13 protein-coding genes are annotated in these 16,856 nt (G+C 56.3%); 7 read left to right on the top strand and 6 right to left on the bottom strand.

Annotated features, from left to right (window positions below):
- Positions 1 to 10 precede the first annotated feature (10 nt).
- Positions 11 to 331, top strand: a complete 321-nt coding sequence (locus AB6729_RS14360; RefSeq protein WP_371082311.1) for an FmdB family zinc ribbon protein — start codon at positions 11 to 13, stop codon at positions 329 to 331.
- A gap of 215 nt (positions 332 to 546) precedes the next feature.
- On the opposite strand, the gene AB6729_RS14355 is transcribed toward AB6729_RS14360, so the two are convergent.
- The 3 genes from AB6729_RS14355 to gatB all read right to left on the bottom strand — a co-directional run bounded on the left by AB6729_RS14355 (position 547) and on the right by gatB (position 4,194).
- Positions 547 to 921 (bottom strand): DUF6496 domain-containing protein, encoded by a 375-nt coding sequence (locus tag AB6729_RS14355; RefSeq protein WP_371082310.1) that lies wholly within the window; start codon positions 919 to 921, stop codon positions 547 to 549.
- A gap of 52 nt (positions 922 to 973) precedes the next feature.
- Entirely contained in the window at positions 974 to 2,461 is a 1,488-nt protein-coding gene (locus AB6729_RS14350) for a hypothetical protein (protein ID WP_371082309.1), read from the bottom strand.
- Between the two features lie 251 nt (positions 2,462 to 2,712).
- Complete coding sequence (gene gatB, locus AB6729_RS14345; RefSeq protein ID WP_371082308.1) at positions 2,713 to 4,194, bottom strand: Asp-tRNA(Asn)/Glu-tRNA(Gln) amidotransferase subunit GatB; 1,482 nt, start codon at positions 4,192 to 4,194, stop codon at positions 2,713 to 2,715.
- 324 nt (positions 4,195 to 4,518) lie between these two features.
- Here gatB and mfd point away from each other — a divergent pair, with 324 nt between their 5' ends.
- The 4 genes from mfd to galU all read left to right on the top strand — a co-directional run bounded on the left by mfd (position 4,519) and on the right by galU (position 11,593).
- The gene (gene mfd, locus AB6729_RS14340; RefSeq protein WP_371082307.1) at positions 4,519 to 8,145 is read left to right on the top strand and encodes a transcription-repair coupling factor; all 3,627 of its coding nucleotides are present in this window, start codon (positions 4,519 to 4,521) and stop codon (positions 8,143 to 8,145) included.
- On the top strand, positions 8,142 to 8,810 hold the full coding sequence (locus AB6729_RS14335) for a YdeI/OmpD-associated family protein (RefSeq protein ID WP_371082306.1): 669 nt from the start codon (positions 8,142 to 8,144) through the stop codon (positions 8,808 to 8,810). Before mfd ends, AB6729_RS14335 begins: the two co-directional genes overlap by 4 nt.
- A 38-nt stretch (positions 8,811 to 8,848) precedes the next feature.
- Entirely contained in the window at positions 8,849 to 10,603 is a 1,755-nt protein-coding gene (locus AB6729_RS14330) for a DUF885 domain-containing protein (RefSeq protein WP_371082305.1), read from the top strand.
- 114 nt (positions 10,604 to 10,717) lie between these two features.
- Positions 10,718 to 11,593 (top strand): UTP--glucose-1-phosphate uridylyltransferase GalU, encoded by an 876-nt coding sequence (gene galU / locus AB6729_RS14325; RefSeq protein WP_371082304.1) that lies wholly within the window; start codon positions 10,718 to 10,720, stop codon positions 11,591 to 11,593.
- A 59-nt stretch (positions 11,594 to 11,652) separates the two neighbouring features.
- Here galU and AB6729_RS14320 read toward each other — a convergent pair whose 3' ends face one another.
- The 3 genes from AB6729_RS14320 to AB6729_RS14310 all read right to left on the bottom strand — a co-directional run bounded on the left by AB6729_RS14320 (position 11,653) and on the right by AB6729_RS14310 (position 14,632).
- Positions 11,653 to 12,555, bottom strand: coding sequence for a glycerophosphodiester phosphodiesterase family protein (locus AB6729_RS14320; protein WP_371082303.1), 903 nt, complete (start codon positions 12,553 to 12,555; stop codon positions 11,653 to 11,655).
- A 73-nt stretch (positions 12,556 to 12,628) separates the two neighbouring features.
- Entirely contained in the window at positions 12,629 to 13,630 is a 1,002-nt protein-coding gene (locus AB6729_RS14315) for a transglutaminase N-terminal domain-containing protein (RefSeq protein WP_371082302.1), read from the bottom strand.
- Positions 13,631 to 13,645: 15 nt separating this feature from the next.
- Entirely contained in the window at positions 13,646 to 14,632 is a 987-nt protein-coding gene (locus tag AB6729_RS14310) for an alpha-E domain-containing protein (RefSeq protein WP_371082301.1), read from the bottom strand.
- Positions 14,633 to 14,806: 174 nt separating this feature from the next.
- Between AB6729_RS14310 and AB6729_RS14305 the strand changes: the two genes are divergently transcribed.
- Both AB6729_RS14305 and AB6729_RS14300 read left to right on the top strand, forming a co-directional pair.
- A complete protein-coding gene (locus AB6729_RS14305) occupies positions 14,807 to 16,087 on the top strand; it encodes an efflux RND transporter periplasmic adaptor subunit (protein WP_371082300.1) in 1,281 nt (426 codons plus the stop codon).
- A 13-nt stretch (positions 16,088 to 16,100) separates the two neighbouring features.
- A complete protein-coding gene (locus AB6729_RS14300) occupies positions 16,101 to 16,826 on the top strand; it encodes an ABC transporter ATP-binding protein (protein ID WP_334240964.1) in 726 nt (241 codons plus the stop codon).
- Positions 16,827 to 16,856: the final 30 nt, after the last annotated feature.

Raw genomic sequence — 16,856 nt, 5'->3', positions numbered from 1 at the left:
GGAGTCACCGATGCCACTGTACGAATACCAATGTCAGAACTGCAGCCGCACGTTCGAAAAGCGGCAGAAGTTCTCTGATCCGGAATTGACCGAATGCCCGCACTGCAGCGGCAAGCTGGAAAAACTGATCTCTGCACCGGCGGTGCAGTTCAAGGGCGGCGGGTGGTATGCCGACCTTTACTCGTCGTCGAAGGGTGCGAAGAAATCCAGTGGAGACACGGGGGCGGCGGCAACCACCACCACCGCGTCGGACTCTTCTTCGTCGAGCAGCAATGCGCCTGCTTCTGCTCCATCGCCTGCGCCTTCCACGAGCAGCAGCACAACAAAGTAATCGCCACGAAGGCTGTCATTTCTGAGCGAAGCGAAGAATCCCGAACACAGCTTCGCCCTGCAAGACCATTGAAGGTTTCTTGCAGGGAAACCTGGCGCTTCGTTTCCAGAAGGAAGCATCGTCGGGATTCTTCATCGCAATGCTCCTCAGAATGACAGGTAAAGAACAGAAGGCCGCAGGTAAATATCTGCGGCCTTCTTAATTTGAAGCAGACGTTACTTCTTCTTTGCCGGGACCTTCTTGCCTGCCTTGCGCGCTTCGCTGAGGCCAATGGCAATGGCCTGCTTGCGGCTGGTCACTTTCTTACCGCTGCGACCGCTCTTCAGCGTGCCCTTTTTCATTTCGCGCATTTCCCTATGCACCTTCTTGCCGGCAGCGGGCGAATACTTGCGTGTGCTGCTCTTCTTCGCGGCTTTCTTTGCCGTAGACTTCTTCGCGGCAGTCTTCTTTGCAGACGTTTTCTTGCTTGCTGTCTTCTTTGCCGGAGCTTTTTTCGTTGCGGACTTCTTCACGGACGACTTCTTTGCCGTGGTCTTCTTTGCGGGGGATTTCTTCGTTGCAGATTTCTTGCTTGCCTTTTTCGTTGCCATAATCACTTCTCCCTGACTGCGGTAGTACATTTCGTGCGGTGACTCTGCTGCGTTAGCGATTGGCGCTGCGCCTTCTGCGCAGTACCCACAAGACCAATCCTGTTGCAGCGACAATGCCCAGGATTGTCATCTGTTCGCCGGTGAGCACGACACGACGATCGAGCGTTCCGTTCTGCCACGCGTCATAGCTCCGCTGCACATCGTCGCGCAGACCGGGAACGGTGAGTGAGGCATAGTCCGTTGTGGGGAGCGATCCGAAGATGCGCGCTGGATCGGGTGGCGTGCCGCCCGTGTCTTTCGGTACAGCCTCCATCAGTTTCGTAATCTCTGCATCCGGCTGATCGTGGAATAGCTCAGTCTGTGCCGTGCTGGGAAAGAGTGTGGTCTTTCCTGTCATCTTGAACTCAATCGCATTCACTACATCCTGGCAAACGCCCAGTGTGTAATAGCCACCGAACGGCAACTGCGCATGGGCTGCGTGGAGATACGCGTAGGCACGCAGCATGTTACCTGTCAGCCGTGTGACTTCAACTGCATCTGCATCGTGATATTCATGCGCGTGGTGCCCCATTACCCACGGTTGATTCTGTTCGTCATTCGTACGAAATTCCGCACGACCGTCGATGCCGAAATAGAACGCGACGTTTGCATTGATCTTCGGTCCGTTGATGATCCACTCGTACTCAGCGTGTGCTACGGGGATCAGCAGGCGGTGCTTCTTTTGCCACCAGTGATCGCGCGGTACCAGCAACTGGCTGTCGAGGAAGAATGGCATTTCGACATCTTTGCCGTTGTAGTGGAAGTGGCCGAAGTTTGCGAAGTAACGAGCATTGGCAACGGTCACGGTATGCCCCGTGGCCACGAGCGCCTGCACCAGTTCCTGCGGCGTGTGCGCGGTGTTCTGCTGTAGCGTGACAGTAAACGGAGCCGTATCGCGATAGCCATTCAGCGAGAGCCGGTTCATCACCTCGGCCAGACGCGCGCTTTCACTGTGCATCGGCGCAATCTTCGGATCGGGGCCGTCTCCATGCGTTACGCCCGCCAGCAAAGGCGTAATGTCTGCCTGAAATCCGGGGCGATCACTCGGCGCATCGAGCGACTCTGTCTGCGATTGATGCAGGTTGTATGGACCGATGTTCACGCCGGCGGCAACGTCATAGGGCTGGTCGTCCGTTTTGATCAGGCGGCTTCCGACATCCACGGTTTGCGTGACGTGATGAATCGTCCATCCTGGAAAGCGATCCAGACCGGTCCAGTCCTTACCCAGAATCATCTGTCGCAGTGTGTCAAAGAGTTTCGGTGTCAGATACGCACCGTTCTTGCCGCCCTTGTTCAGATAATTCAAGAGCTGATCCGTGAAGCCTGGCTGGGCCGAAAGCTCGCGCATCATTTGCGAAAGCGCAACCGTGTTTGGCGGCAATGCTGCCTGATCGTTGGCGATGTTCCGCGCAACATCTGCCTTCGTCGCACATCCGGCGAGAAGCAAGAGAGTGGAGAGACGGAAAACGTTCCATGCGCGCATGCAACTAATACGATGCACCAGAACATTGCTGAGGTGACCCAGGCATGCACCAGAAAATACAACGGGCAGAGCACAGCTCTCCCTATCCCTCCGCTGTCATTCTGAGCGCAGCGAAGAATCCCAACGACACTCGATCCTCGCAATGCAGTCGAAAGTTCCGCGCAAAAGACAGAAGCTGCATCGCAGGGATGCAGCTTCGTCGGGATTCTTCGTCGCTATGCTCCTCAGAATGACGGTGCCCGCCGGAACGAGCAGGAAGCATCGGAGGACTAGGCTTCGTTCAGCTTCTTCACGACCAGTTCATTCAACAGAGCGGGATTTGCCTGGCCTTTCGACAGACGCATGACCTGTCCTACGAAGAACGCGCTCACCGTTGTCTTACCGCCCTTGTATTGCTCCACCTGCTTCGGGTTCGCGGCGATGACTTCGTCGATCATCGTTTCAATCGCGCCGGAATCGCTGATCTGCTGCGGCTTTTCACGATCGTAGACCGTGGCGAAGTCTTCGTTCTTCTCAAAACTGATATCGAAGAGACCCTTCAACTGCTTGGAAGAAAGCTTGCCTTCTTCGAGAAGATCCGCGGCCTGCACGATGCCCTTCATGGAGACAGGCGACTGCGAAAGTTCAAGGCCAGCGGCATTAAGACGTCCGATCAACTCGCCGAGCAGGAGGTTTGCAACGCGCTTCGGACTCTTCGCTGTCTTTGCCGCAGCTTCAAAAGTGTCGGCAAAGGTACGGTCCGATGCGAATGTCGCCGCATCCTGTACGGTGAGATCGTATTCCGCGATCAGACGAGCGCGCTTGGCTTCTGGTAGCTCCGGCAGGTTCTGCAGGATGGCTTCCTTCCATGCACTGTCTACGATCAACGCAGGAAGATCGGGCTCAGGGAAATAGCGGTAGTCATGCGCGGCTTCCTTGCTGCGCATGGAGTACGTGCGGCCTTCTGCGGAGTTATACAGACGCGACTCCTGCACGACACGCGCGCCACTCTCCACCACTTCCACCTGCCGCTCAATCTCGTAGTGGATGGCGTCGCGGATGAAGCGGAAGCTGTTGACGTTCTTCACCTCGGCCTTGGTGCCGTACTCAGCCGCGCCCTTCAGCATGACGGAGACGTTGGCATCGCAACGCAGCGAACCCTCTTCCATGTTGCAGTCAGAGACGCCGGTGTAGAGAAGGATTTCCTTCAGCTTGGTGAGGTACTCGTAGGCTTCTTCCGGCGTGCGCAGATCAGGCTCGCTGACGATCTCCACCAGTGGCGTGCCGCAGCGGTTGAGGTCGATGTAGGTGCGGTTCGCGCTGTCGGCGAATCCGTCGTGGATGCTCTTGCCCGCGTCCTCTTCCATGTGCAGACGCGTGATGCCGATGCGGCGCGTGCCACCCTTGCCGTCACTGACGTCCAGCCATCCATTCTCCGCAATCGGCTTATCGAACTGCGAAATCTGGTAGCCCTTGGGCGAATCGGGATAGAAGTAGTTCTTGCGCGCGAAGATGCTCTCTTCATTAATGGTCAGGTTCAGCGCACGCGACGCCAGCACGGCATACTCCACCGCCTGCCGGTTGAGCACAGGCAGTGCGCCGGGCAGGCCCAGGCATACGGGGCAGACGTGCGTGTTGGGTTCGCCACCGTACTTGTTGATGCAGCCGCAGAAGGCTTTCGTCTGCGTCAGCAACTGTACGTGGACCTCCAACCCGATCACGGGCTGGTACTTAGCGAGAACCTCAGGAGAAACACCGGCAACGAGCGACATATTTATCTTCCATTCTAGCGAAGGCGGATGGCGGACCGTTTCGGGAATCGGCTACGGGCCTATGTGATAGACCATCCGTCCTGAATTTGCGATGAAGTATTTGCCATCCGGTGACCACGTGGCACCTCCCAGAGTGCATCCGTCTGAAAAACCTGCTGGCATTGCGATCACTCACGCGTTAGATCCACCATGGGCTGTGCAGCGGCTGGAGCGACGCCCACTGTGCAACCGCTATGGCTGTAAGAATTCCCCTTGGAGTTGCCTGCCTCCACGGCACAACCTGACACTACTTTCCGGACGACGGCAGACTACACTGAAAAGGCAATGATTCTCCCCTTTGTTCGCGAAATGATCGCGGATCTGGAACACACGGAACCGTTTGAGCGCCTGCGCCGCCATCTGTCCGGCGGCTCCGGGCGACGCCGCGTCTCGGGACTGACGGCGACAGCCCGCGCCATTTATCTGCCGCTGATGATTCGCGCCAGCAATGCTCCGGCGCTGGTTCTGGTCAGCGACAACAAGGCTGCGGAAGCGCTTCATGCGCAACTGAATGCCACCTGCGAGTTGACCGGCGCGCTGAAGTGCGAAGAGATTCTTCGACTGCCCGCGCATGACGTTCTTCCATTTGAGAATCTGTCACCGCACGCAGAAATTGCAGAGCAGCGAGCAAGTACCTTATGGAAGATCTGCACCGGCGCAGCGCGCGTGGTGATTGCGCCGCTGGAAGCCGCGTGCATGATCCTGTTTGGTCGCGATTACTATGCGGCACTCACCCTTGAGTTGAAGCGCGGCGAAGAACACGACACCACCATGCTGCTGGAACATCTGCTGACGGTGGGTTACACGCGCGTGGATGTGGTGGAAATGCCCGGACAGGTGACGCTGCGTGGCGGCATCATGGATGTGTATTCGCCAGAGATGGATCGGCCTGTTCGCATTGATTTCTTTGGCGACGAGATTGAGTCCATGCGCAAGTTTGATCCGGAGACACAGCGCTCCTCATCGCCCGTGGATGAAATCACGCTGCTGCCGTTGACAGAAACTCCAGTCACAGAAAAACTGCTGGGCGCAGTGCATGCGCGACTTGTGCGCGGCGGTGCTGCAGGCGCGGAACTGGAAGGCGGCGATGAACCGCGCGAAATCGTATCAAGCGTAGGGAATGTGTCGGTTTTTCCGGGATGGGAGTTCTTTGCGCCCGTTGCAGGTGCGGCTAGTACATTGCTGGACCTGATGGGACCGAAGACGCGCATCTACGTGGAAGAGCCCGCCATGGTGAAGAACCAGGGCGAACGCTGGTGGAACAAGATTGAACAGCGTCATGATCGCAGCGGCATTGGCAATCTTGTAAAGCCGGGCGATATTTATATCTCGCCGTGGGATCTTGAGGATCGTATTCGCCGCTATCCCGGCGTGGAGCTGGATCAGCTTGGCGCTGTCGATATTCTGGATGTGGACACGTCTTCGCAGGCAGAGATTGAATTTGCATCGCGTCCTACGATGCGTTTTCACGGCTCCATTCCTGCTTTCACGGAACATCTGAAATCGCTGCAGCAGGCCGATGCACGTGTGATGATTGCCGCACCGAATCAGGGCGAAGTGGAACGCCTTGCGAGCCTGTTGCAGGAATACGGACTGGCGTATCGCATTGGTTCGCGTGTGCAGCAACAGAGCGGTTCCGCGACAGTGTACGAAGAGAGCAGCTATCTCACCGGCGACATTCGCACGCCTGTTATTGTGCGCACGCCGCTCGCTGCTGGCGTGCAGTTTCTTGATCTGGATAAAGCAACTGCCCGGCAGCTCATCATCTTCGGCGCGCAGGACCTGAACGATGAAGCAGACGTACATGCACGCCCTGTGCAGCGTAAATCAAAGACTGCGGCTTTCATCAGCGATTTCCGCGATCTCACCGTGGGCGACTACGTCGTTCATGTGGAGCACGGCATCGCGAAGTACATGGGCCTGCGCACCATTGATCAGGAAGGCGCGCCGCTGGAGCTAATGATCCTGGAGTTTGCCGATGAGGCAAAGCTCTATGTGCCGCTGACGCGTCTTGATCTGATTCAGAAGTACCGCAGCAGTGAAGCCGGGCCAGCACCAGAGCTGAACAAACTGGGCGGGCAGGCATGGGCCAAGACCAAGGCTCGCGTGAAGAAGGCCATGCAGGACATGACGGAGGAGTTGCTGAAGCTATATGCGCAGCGGCAGGCCGCCATGGGTTTTTCCTACACACCGGACACGCAGATGATGCGCGAGTTTGAAGATGCCTTCGACTATAACGAGACCGATGACCAGATTGCTGCCATTGCCGACATCAAGCGCGACATGGAATCGAATCAGCCGATGGATCGGCTATTATGCGGCGATGTGGGTTATGGCAAAACCGAAGTAGCAATGCGTGCCGCATTCAAAGCGGTGCAGGATTCCAAGCAGGTCGCGGTACTTACACCGACGACGGTTCTTGCGTTTCAACACTTTCAATCGTTCAAAAAACGCTTTGCCCGCTTTCCCGTCAACATTGAACTTATCTCCCGTTTCCGCTCTGCAAAAGAACAGAAGAGAATTCTGGAAGACGCTGCAGAGGGCAAGGTCGATATTCTCATCGGCACGCACCGCTTGTTGTCGAAAGACATTGTCTTCCAGGATCTTGGCCTTCTCGTCGTCGATGAAGAGCAGCGCTTTGGTGTACGGCACAAAGAACGCCTGAAGCAGATGCGTGCACACATTGATGTGCTTGCCATGAGTGCCACACCGATTCCGCGCACACTACACATGAGCCTGCTGGGCCTGCGCGATATGAGCGTGATTGAAACGCCACCCAAAGATCGTATGGCGATTCAAACTATCGTGGCCAAGTTTGATGAAAAGCTGCTGCGCACCGCGATTGAGTTAGAGCTCGAACGCAATGGGCAAACATATTTCGTACACAATCGCGTGGAGACGATTTACGAGCTTGCGTCGAAGATTCGTGAACTAGTGCCGCAGGCACGTGTGATTACAGCGCATGGACAGATGGCCGAGGGCGAGTTGGAAAAGGCCATGCTTGCCTTTATGAATGGCGAGTACGATGTGCTGTGCGCCACCAGCATTATTGAAAATGGACTCGACATTTCTCGCGCGAATACGATCATCATTAACCGCGCGGACCGTCATGGATTGAGCGAGCTGTATCAGCTTCGTGGTCGCGTGGGACGCAGCGATCGTCGTGCTTATGCGTACCTGCTGATTCCGCCAGAGAACGAACTTACTGAGATTGCACGCAGACGCCTTGCCGCATTGAAAGAGTTCAGCGACCTGGGCGCGGGCTTCAAGATTGCTGCGCTTGATCTGGAGCTGCGCGGTGCGGGCAACATGCTCGGCGGTGAGCAGAGCGGCCACATTGAAGCCATCGGCTTTGAAATGTACACGTCGATGCTGCAGGAGGCCGTGAGCCGGATTAAGGGTGAGCTGAAGGATGAACGCCCAGGTATGGTGCTGAATCTTGGCATTTCGCTGCGCATTGATCCAACCTATATCGCCGAAGAGAATCAACGCCTGCGCATGTACAAACGCATTGCCGGTGCAACGGATACAGGTGTGCTCGCAGACGTGCGTTCCGAGATGATCGATCGCTATGGCGAGCTTCCTGACTCTGTTGCGAACCTGCTTGCCGCTGCCGAGATTCGTTTGCAGAGCGAACACATCAGCATTGCGCAGCTTGATCGCAAACGTGTGCAGATGGAAGAAAACCGGCAGAAGGTCTTCCGCGAGATGATCATCATCAAGTTCGATCCCAAGGCAAAGATCGATCCCGGCATGCTGATGAAACTGGTTTCGCGCAATACGAAGAAGGGCGCGAAATTTACACCGCAGGGCGTGCTGTACTGGCCTCTCAGCAGCGCGCAGTCAGCAGATGTTATTGCAGAAACGAAATCATTGCTGGAACAACTTGACCTGACGCCGGTGACTGCATGAAGACAAAACCGCAATCTTTTAAAGCCGCTCTCGAAAAGATGCAGGACACGCTTGGTTGGACGATTGTTCCCGTGCCGTTTGATCCAGCGAAAGTGTGGCTGGAGAAGATTCGTCAGCGCGTGAAAGGCACGGTCAACGGCTTTGCATTTCGCACTTCACTCTTCCCTGTCACGGGGAAAACGGGCACTTACTTCCTGCTGGTAAATCGCGCGATGCAGCAGGGCGGCAAAGTAGCTGCGGGGCAGGTGGCCTCCTTCACGTTGGAGCCGGACCTCGATCCGCGTCCTGCGGAACTCCCCGAAGAACTTGATGCGTTGCTCGACGACGAGCCCGGGCTGCGTGAATACTACGAGTCCTTTACCGAATACACACGCCGCGAAATGGGCAAATGGGTGCTGGGTGTGAAGAGCGACGAAGCACGCATGCGCCGCGCACAACAGATGGCGGAACGCTTGCTGTTTGCCAAAGAAGGTGAAGAGGAGCTTCCACCTGCGATTGCCAAAGCACTCAATGCCCGTCCCAAGGCGAAGGCTGGCTGGGCAAAGATGACCGCATTGCAGCAGCGGAACGGGCTGCTGGCTGTGGGCTATTACCAAACACCGGAAGCACGCGCCAGGCGCATTCAGAAGTTGTGCGACGAAGCGGAAAAACGCGCCGAAAAATAATTCACATCGCAGGACGCACAGTAAGATGTTCGCAAGCCATGCGACTGCTTCTATGCACTCTTACCGCTTCCCTTCTAGCCATTACCACATGCAATCTGCATGCGCAACGCATCTCTGCCGATGGCGCCATGCAGACCTTTGATGTGCTGTCGAATCAATACTTCGATGAGTTTTATTTTCCAAACGCACCGACGTCCGGAACAGCCGTCGGCTATCACCAGTTTGATACGCGGCTGGAGGATTACTCTGCTGCGGCACGCGCGAAGCAGATTGCCGGATTGCATGACTGGGAAAAGAAGTTTGAAGAGATTCCGGCGGATGGACTTGATGCTTCTGTTGCTGTGGATCGCGAGATTCTGCTGAACTCCATTCGGTCGCAGCTTCTGACACTGGAAGTGATTCGCCCTTTGGACAAGAACCCGGATGCTTATTCGTCCGGTGTTACCAACAGCATCTTTGTGTTGATGGAACGTCCCTTCGCTCCATCCAATGTCCGTTTGCGTGATGTGATTGCGCGCGAACGATTGATTCCGCAGGTGTTTGAAGAAGCGAAGAAGAACCTGCATAATCCCGCAAAGATTTCCACGGAAATCGCGCTGGAACAGATTGACGGTATCGTCAGTTTTTTCCAGAGCGACGTTCCCTCCGCCTTTAACGATGCGACAGACCGTATTGCAAAGTTACAGTTTGCAAAGACGAATGCCACGGTAATTCAGGTGCTGAAGGATTACAGCGCATGGATGAAGTCTGATCTGCTGCTGCGTTCGAATGGTGACTTCCGCCTGGGCGCGGACAACTATCGCAAGAAACTGCTGTATGACGAGATGGTGGACACGCCGCTGGACAGGCTGCTTGCAGTGAATGAAGTGAACATGCGGCAGAACCGGGCTGAGTTTGCGCGCGTTGCGAAGGAGCTTGATCCGAATAAGACTCCTGTGCAGGTACTGGCAGAGCTAGCCACCATTCACCCCGCACCGGATAAGCTGCTGGATGCCTTCCGCGACAGCTTTGCTGCAGAGATTGCGTTCATCAAAGATCACCACATCATCACGCTGCCGAATGATGAGCGACCTGTGCTACAGGAGACACCGCCGTTCATGCGCGCCACCACATCAGCCAGCATGGATCCGCCGGGTCCGTTTGAAACGCGCTCCACCAAGGCTTATTTCAACGTGACTCTGCCAGATAAGAACTGGACTCCCGAACACATTGCCGAGCACATGGCAGAGTTCAACGTGGGCACGATTGTGAGCACCAGCGTGCATGAGGCCTATCCTGGGCACTTCACACAATTCCTGTGGCAAGGCCAGTTTCCATCGCGCGTTCGCAAACTGATCGGAGCAAATACCAACGTGGAAGGCTGGGCGCACTACACCGAACAGATGATGCTGGACGAAGGCTTTCAGACACCCGGCGCGGATGCTCGTACGCAGAAGTTAATCCGCCTGGGACAACTTCAGGATGCACTGCTACGCAACGCGCGGTTCACAGTTGGCATCAAGATGCATACCGAAGGTTGGAGCACGGAGCAGGCCGAGCAGTATTTTGTGACGGAGGGATACCAATCCCCCTCCGTTGCAAAGATGGAGACGAAGCGAGGCACCTCCGATCCAACCTATCTGTACTACACGCTGGGCAAACTGGAGATATTGAAATTGCGCGTCGATCTGAAAGCAAAACAGGGTGCGGCATTTAATCTTCAACAGTTTCACGATAACTTTATGCGGCTGGGGCCTGTGCCGATCAAGATCATGCGCCAGGCCATGCTTCATGACAATTCGCCGGTACTGTAATTACAGCGAACGACAAGTTTTCATGAAAGCCTATTTGGTTAACGCAGTTAAATCCGATAGCATGACGAAATCGTCCCAGTGTCTTGTTACGAAAACTTCATGGATAAGCCAGAGATGACCAAGACCATTCGTAAAGCTGTTTTTCCCGCTGCAGGCATGGGCACACGCTTTTTGCCCGCAACCAAGGCGACACCGAAGGAGATGCTTCCTCTGGTGGACAAGCCATTGATTCAGTACGGCGTGGAAGAGGCCGTGGCCGCTGGATGCACCGAAATCATCATTGTGACCGGTCGCGGCAAGGGCACGATGGAAGACCACTTTGACCGCGCGCCCGAGCTTGAAGCTTCATTGGAAAAACGTGGCAAGCACGCATTGCTGGAGATAGCACTGTCAACCACGAGGCTGGCGAAGATCACCTACGTGCGCCAGCCTGAGGCGCTTGGCCTGGGCCATGCCGTGCTGATGGCAAAGGAACTCGTAGGCGATGAGCCTTTTGCTGTTCTGCTACCAGATGACATCGTCGACGCGAAGACACCATGCATGAAACAGATGGTGGAAGCCTTCGCCAAGACAGGCTCGTCTATCCTGGGCAGCGAAGTGGTGGAAGGCGATGCCATTCAAAACTACGGCTGCCTGGACTGCACACCGGATGCTTCTGATCCGCGCTTGCTAAAGGTTTCTGACATGGTGGAGAAACCGAAACCCAGCGAAGCACCAAGCCAGAATGCGATCATTGGCCGCTATATTCTGACGCCACGCATCTTTGAGATGCTGGAAACCATCACGCCCGGTGCGGGCGGCGAACTGCAGCTTACCGATGGCATCAAGGCCCTGCTGCAATACGAAAAAGTCTACGGCTTCACGTACGAAGGCAAGCGCCACGATGCGGGCGACAAGCTTGGCTTCCTGAAGGCAACGGTTGAGTTCGCACTGCAGCGGCCCGACCTGGGACCGAAGTTCCGCGAATGGCTGAAGAACTTTCCCTTGTAATCGACACGCAGCAAAGTCAGAGGGGATGCGATCTGTTCGCATCCCCTCTGACTTTTGCATTACTGGTGTAGTGGCGGGGTCTGCTTGCGCAGCCAATCCCGCAATGCCTCGGGATCGTCCGTGATGATGCCATCCACATGCGCGTCCGTCAGCCGCTTCCATTCTTCCGGAGTGTTGGGCGTGTAAGGCAACACCTGCAAGCCAAGCTTGTGCGCCACGGCAACTTCTTCCGGCGTGACGAGGCTGGCATCGGGGCTGAGAATATTTGCGCCGGACACCTTCGCCATGTTCGCGTAGCTCTTGTCCGGTTCATTGATGCCCATCAGCTTGTCGTATTTTGCCTGGCCAAAAAGTGCGGAGCGGCGAATCGCCGGATCAAGTGTCTGCATGGCGTGCAGCGTGCGGAAATCAAAGCTCTGAAGAATCACGCGCTGCTGCAGATGGTGTTTCCGCACTGCGGTGTCGATCATCTCCACGAAGACCTCAGGCGGAGGCGTCATCTCCGGATGCAACGGAAAAATCTTTGTCTCCACATTGAATTGGAAGTTGCCCTGCGGTGCCAGATCCAGCACTTCATCGAATGTGGGGATGTGCGTGTGCGGCACGGCCACCTGCTTTGGAAATGTTGTCAGCGTCTTCGCTCCGCAGTCATATTGCTGCAACTGCTGAAGCGTCAGTGTATGGATAGGAGTGTCTTTTGAGAGCGGTGGGCCAACACACTCGCGCTCGCCGGGAAAGCTTGCATTCAACACCGGTGAATGCGACACCACCAGGACATTGTCCTTGGTGACGGCGAGGTCCAGCTCCAGAACATCGGCTCCGTGAGCAATGGCGTACTGAAAGGCTGGGATGGTGTTTTCCGGCCGGGTAGCACGAGAGCCACGATGCCCATGCACCACGACCATTTGCGCAGGGCACGCAGCGGCGCATAGCAACAAAGTAAAGACGCATTTGATTTGCATACATGCAGCTTCTGCTAAAGCAATCAACGCACGATGAACCGTTCGGAAATTGCTCGACAACAGAGTGCGGAGCTTACTGTTGTTGTGCCTGCTGCATCTGTTGCATGTGTTTAATGTGATCGGCAACTGGGTTTGGCGGTGCAGGAAGCTGCTGTGCTTTTTCCACCAGCATGGACCAGTCTTCCGGTACCGGCATCTCCTGGTCAGGCAGCGGATTCCCCTGACTGGGACTGACATGCACGGCCACCGCCAGTTCCGAATGGGTAGAGCCGCGAAAGATGCCGTGCGTCGGTGGCACATCTGCATAATCGCGGCCAATGGCTGTTCGGATGTGACGGTCGCCCGTCACAAGCCAGTTTGTAGGATCGAATCCTACCCATCCAAGCTGTGGCAGATAGCATTCCACCCACGCGTGCGTTGCCGAGTTGATGCTGCGGTCGTTGTCACGTTCGCCATGATAGAGATAGCCACTTACATAGCGGCATGGAATCTTCAGATACTCACGCACCAGTGCGATCATGACATGCGAAAAGTCCTGGCACACACCACACTTCTGCGTCATCGCGACATCAATCGGGGAGTCCACATCTGTGGATTTGGGAACGTAATCAAAGTAGTGGAAGAGCTTCTGATTCAGGTCGTGCAACACCATCAGTGGATCGTCGCGGCGGCGCACATCCAGAGTCTTTGCCAGCTCTGCCAGCAATGGCGAAGGCTTTGCAAATTCACTGGGGAAGAGGAATTCCCAGAAGTCCCCTGCCTGCACATCGTTATCCAGAGCGACCCAGGCGTCGGGCGACAGAAACGATGGCACGGGTGCAGTCTCGCCCATCTCCACAAGACTTTCCGCAACGATCACAAGCTGCTCATGTGCGCCCGGGATATCGAAATGATGTACATGGTTGCTCAGATGATCGCGATAGGAAAATACGCGGCAACGGGGTGACACCGAAAGCTGAAAGTTCAGGCAGCGCTGCAACGTATCCGAACGAGGATGCATGCGCGTCTCCATGATGCTCTCGCTCACGGAATTGGAATAAACGAACTTGGTCAGATGCCGCACGGTGTAATACATAGTTCGTTTTCCTCACTAACCTGCAAGTGCAGCCTGAATAGAGTAGTCCACATACAGTTCGTAGATGGCGTTATGAATTTCACGGCATTGCCGCTGGATATCGCGCAGGTATGTCACCACATCGCCACTCATAATCTCTTCCACGCTGGAGTAACTCAACGCAGCGCGCAGACGGCCGGAGATGCGCGTCAACTTATCGCCGCGTGTTCCTCCGCTCAGATCCTGAATCACCTCCAGCGCCTGCTGCATGGCATCAATGGAGAAGCGCAGCGAATGCGGAAAGTCCGCATCCAGCAGCAGGAACTCCAGAATCCATTCGGGCGATAAATCGGCGGTGTACACCTTGCAATAAGCCTCGAACGCAGTTGCACTGCGGAGCAGCCCCATCCATTCCAGGTACTCATTCGAATCCGGCAGAGCATCGGTGTTCGCCCACAACTCCGGCTGATACGCCTCCAGCAACATGGCCGTTGCGGATGCGCGTTCCATGAATCGCCCCACCTGGATAAACTGCCATCCTTCGCCGTGGCTCATGGTGGAATCAGTCACACCCTGAAACTGGTGGACACCCTCCATCACCTGGCCAAGAAACTCTGTGGGGCCTTCGTTATGTTGCAATGATGACTCGGCATGAGTTTCGCTCTGCATCTCAGGCCGTGTTACCTGCAAATACAGTGAGTTCAAACGCTGCCACATCTCCGTGGAAATCTGCTCACGCACATGCCGCGCATTTTCGCGGGCCCCGATGATGCATCCCAGCACGCTGGAGCCATTGGAAGCATCGAACGTGAGCCTGCGCACAAGGGCAATGGCATCGCCTTCAAACTGCACATCGCGCGGCGCACCCAGCGCCTGCAGCACACGCTGCCACCGGCGATCAGCCACGTTGCTGGGTTCATCCAGCATCAGGTTCAGGTTCACGTCCAGAAGACGTGTGGTGTGCTCCGCCCGCTCCAAATAGCGGCTCATCCAGTACAGACTGTCAGCAACGCGTGAAAGCATTTGGGGAACAACTCCTGTGGAGAGTGGAGTATAGAGTACCAAGACCAGAAGGAATCGCCTGCTTTTTGTCCGTTTATGGACACTTTATCCATTTATGGACACGTGGACTTTTGGGCTCTGAGCGTAAGTTCTATGAAACCAGCATCTTAATTTTGCTGCGGGATGGTGCATGGCATGCGTATTCATTACGTAACCATGGACATCGCAAGGCCAGATCTAAAGCGTACAAGGGCTCGCCGCCGGTTGGTAATCGGCATCGTTGCGGCGATTGCCGTTGCTGTCATCGTTTACTTCGTCTCCCGCCTGAAGCCCGGGGCTCCTGAGGTGGACCGAGCGTCCATCTGGACGGACACCGTGAAAAACGGCCCACTGCTGAGGCAGGTGCGCGGACCGGGGACACTGACGCCCCGCGAAGATAAGTTACGGCTGGTTCCGTCGCAAACGGAGGCCACCGTGGTGCGCATCCTGGTGCTGCCGGGCGCTCATGTGTCGCAGGACACACCGCTGATGGAGCTGGTGGACCCGCAACTGTCGCAGGAGCTTATGGATGCGCAACTGCAACTGAAAGCTGCGGAAGCGGACCTGGTGAACACCAAGGCCAAGCTGCAGAGTGACCTGATGACGCAGCGCGCTGCGGCGGCTACCGTAACCCAGGACGAGAAGCAGGCCAAGCTGCAGGCTGAAACCGACAAGCACCTGTTCGATCTTGGCGTAATCAGCGGTCTGACCTATTCCGCCTCCCGGGGCAAGGCTGAGGAATTGAACACGCGCAACGGCATTGAAGGCCAGCGCCTGACGCTGAATGAACGCGCGATCCAGACACAGCTTGCAGTGCAACAGACCAAGGTGGATCAGGCACATGCGCTGTTGGGCCTGAAAGAGAAGCAGCAGGCAGCCCTGACGGTTCGCGCCGGAATTGACGGTGTTCTGGTGGATCTGCCGCACCAGGTGGGTGAACACATTGCCGTGGGCACCACATTGGCCAAGGTGGTTCAACCGGACCAGTTGAAGGCCAGCCTGAAGATTCCGGAAACACAGGCGCGCGACATCCAGATTGGCCAACCTGCGGAAGTGGACACGCATAACGGCGTGATCTCCGGACAGGTCATGCGTATCGATCCGGCCGTGGTGAACGGCACCGTCACCGTGGATGTGGAGCTGGCAGGCGCGTTGCCGCAGGGTGCGCGGCCTGACCTGAGCGTGGACGGCACCATCAACCTGGAAAACATGGGCAGCGTCCTGCAGATTGGCCGGCCCGCCAACGGCGCAGAAAACAGCACGATCAGCCTCTTCAAATTGAACTCCGATGGCAAAACCGCCGTAAGAGTCCCTGTACAGGTTGGACGGGGCTCGGTAAACAACCTTCGGGTTCTGAACGGACTGCAGGCTGGCGACACCGTCATCCTGTCGGACATGTCCAAATACGACAACACAGACCGCATTCGCCTGGAATAAGGAGAAGAAACGCATGTCAAGCACGCAACCCGTCATCCACATTGATGGACTCACGAAGGTCTTCTACACCGATGAAGTGGAAACGCATGCGCTCAGCGGCGTCCAGCTTGAGATTGGCCGCGGAGAATACGTGGCCATGAGCGGTCCCTCCGGCTGCGGCAAATCCACGCTGCTGTCCATTGTGGGATTGCTGGATACCGCCACCGCCGGCAGTTATCTGCTGAACGGACGCGAAGTTGCCGGCCTGGATTTTGCGGAGCGTTCGCGCATCCGCAACCAGGAGATCGGCTTCATCTTCCAAAGCTTCAACCTGATCGGCGACCTGACCGTTGCAGAGAACGTGGAACTGCCGCTCACCTATCGGGCAGGGATGTCTTCCACGGAACGCAAGCGTCGCGCACAGGAAGCGTTGGAGCGCGTGAACATGGCGCATCGTATGCGGCATTACCCTGCGCAGCTTTCCGGTGGTCAGCAGCAGCGCGTGGCTGTGGCGCGTGCATTAGCGGGTTCACCCAGCATCCTGCTGGCAGACGAACCGACCGGAAACCTTGATTCGAAGAACGGCGAAGCAGTGATGACGCTGCTGAAGGAATTGCACTCGGACGGCGCCACCATCTGCATGGTGACGCATGACCCGCGCTTTGCCGCGCATGCAGAGCGTCAGATTCATCTCTTCGATGGTCGCGTGGTCAGCGAAGGAGAGTTGAACGCGCTATTAAGCGAAGCGGCATTGGCATAAACCACTGCGGATATGGTTCGGCGCCGGTTG

The sequence above is a fragment of the Terriglobus sp. RCC_193 genome (assembly GCF_041355105.1).
Taxonomy (GTDB): domain Bacteria; phylum Acidobacteriota; class Terriglobia; order Terriglobales; family Acidobacteriaceae; genus Terriglobus.
This window is presented reverse-complemented; position numbering and strand designations above follow the sequence as displayed.

What these genes read in the sequence shown, in the direction of transcription:
- gatB (WP_371082308.1), bottom strand. Translation starts at nt 4,194, where the DNA reads ATGTCGCTCGTTGCCGGTGTTTCTCCTGAGGTTCTCGCTAAGTACCAG.
- AB6729_RS14315 (WP_371082302.1), bottom strand. Translation starts at nt 13,630, where the DNA reads ATGTATTACACCGTGCGGCATCTGACCAAGTTCGTTTATTCCAATTCC.
- AB6729_RS14310 (WP_371082301.1), bottom strand. Translation starts at nt 14,632, where the DNA reads ATGCTTTCACGCGTTGCTGACAGTCTGTACTGGATGAGCCGCTATTTG.
- AB6729_RS14300 (WP_334240964.1), top strand. Translation starts at nt 16,101, where the DNA reads ATGTCAAGCACGCAACCCGTCATCCACATTGATGGACTCACGAAGGTC.
- AB6729_RS14330 (WP_371082305.1), top strand. Translation starts at nt 8,849, where the DNA reads ATGCGACTGCTTCTATGCACTCTTACCGCTTCCCTTCTAGCCATTACC.
- mfd (WP_371082307.1), top strand. Translation starts at nt 4,519, where the DNA reads ATGATTCTCCCCTTTGTTCGCGAAATGATCGCGGATCTGGAACACACG.
- AB6729_RS14360 (WP_371082311.1), top strand. Translation starts at nt 11, where the DNA reads ATGCCACTGTACGAATACCAATGTCAGAACTGCAGCCGCACGTTCGAA.
- galU (WP_371082304.1), top strand. Translation starts at nt 10,718, where the DNA reads ATGACCAAGACCATTCGTAAAGCTGTTTTTCCCGCTGCAGGCATGGGC.
- AB6729_RS14335 (WP_371082306.1), top strand. Translation starts at nt 8,142, where the DNA reads ATGAAGACAAAACCGCAATCTTTTAAAGCCGCTCTCGAAAAGATGCAG.
- AB6729_RS14355 (WP_371082310.1), bottom strand. Translation starts at nt 921, where the DNA reads ATGGCAACGAAAAAGGCAAGCAAGAAATCTGCAACGAAGAAATCCCCC.
- AB6729_RS14320 (WP_371082303.1), bottom strand. Translation starts at nt 12,555, where the DNA reads ATGCAAATCAAATGCGTCTTTACTTTGTTGCTATGCGCCGCTGCGTGC.
- AB6729_RS14305 (WP_371082300.1), top strand. Translation starts at nt 14,807, where the DNA reads ATGCGTATTCATTACGTAACCATGGACATCGCAAGGCCAGATCTAAAG.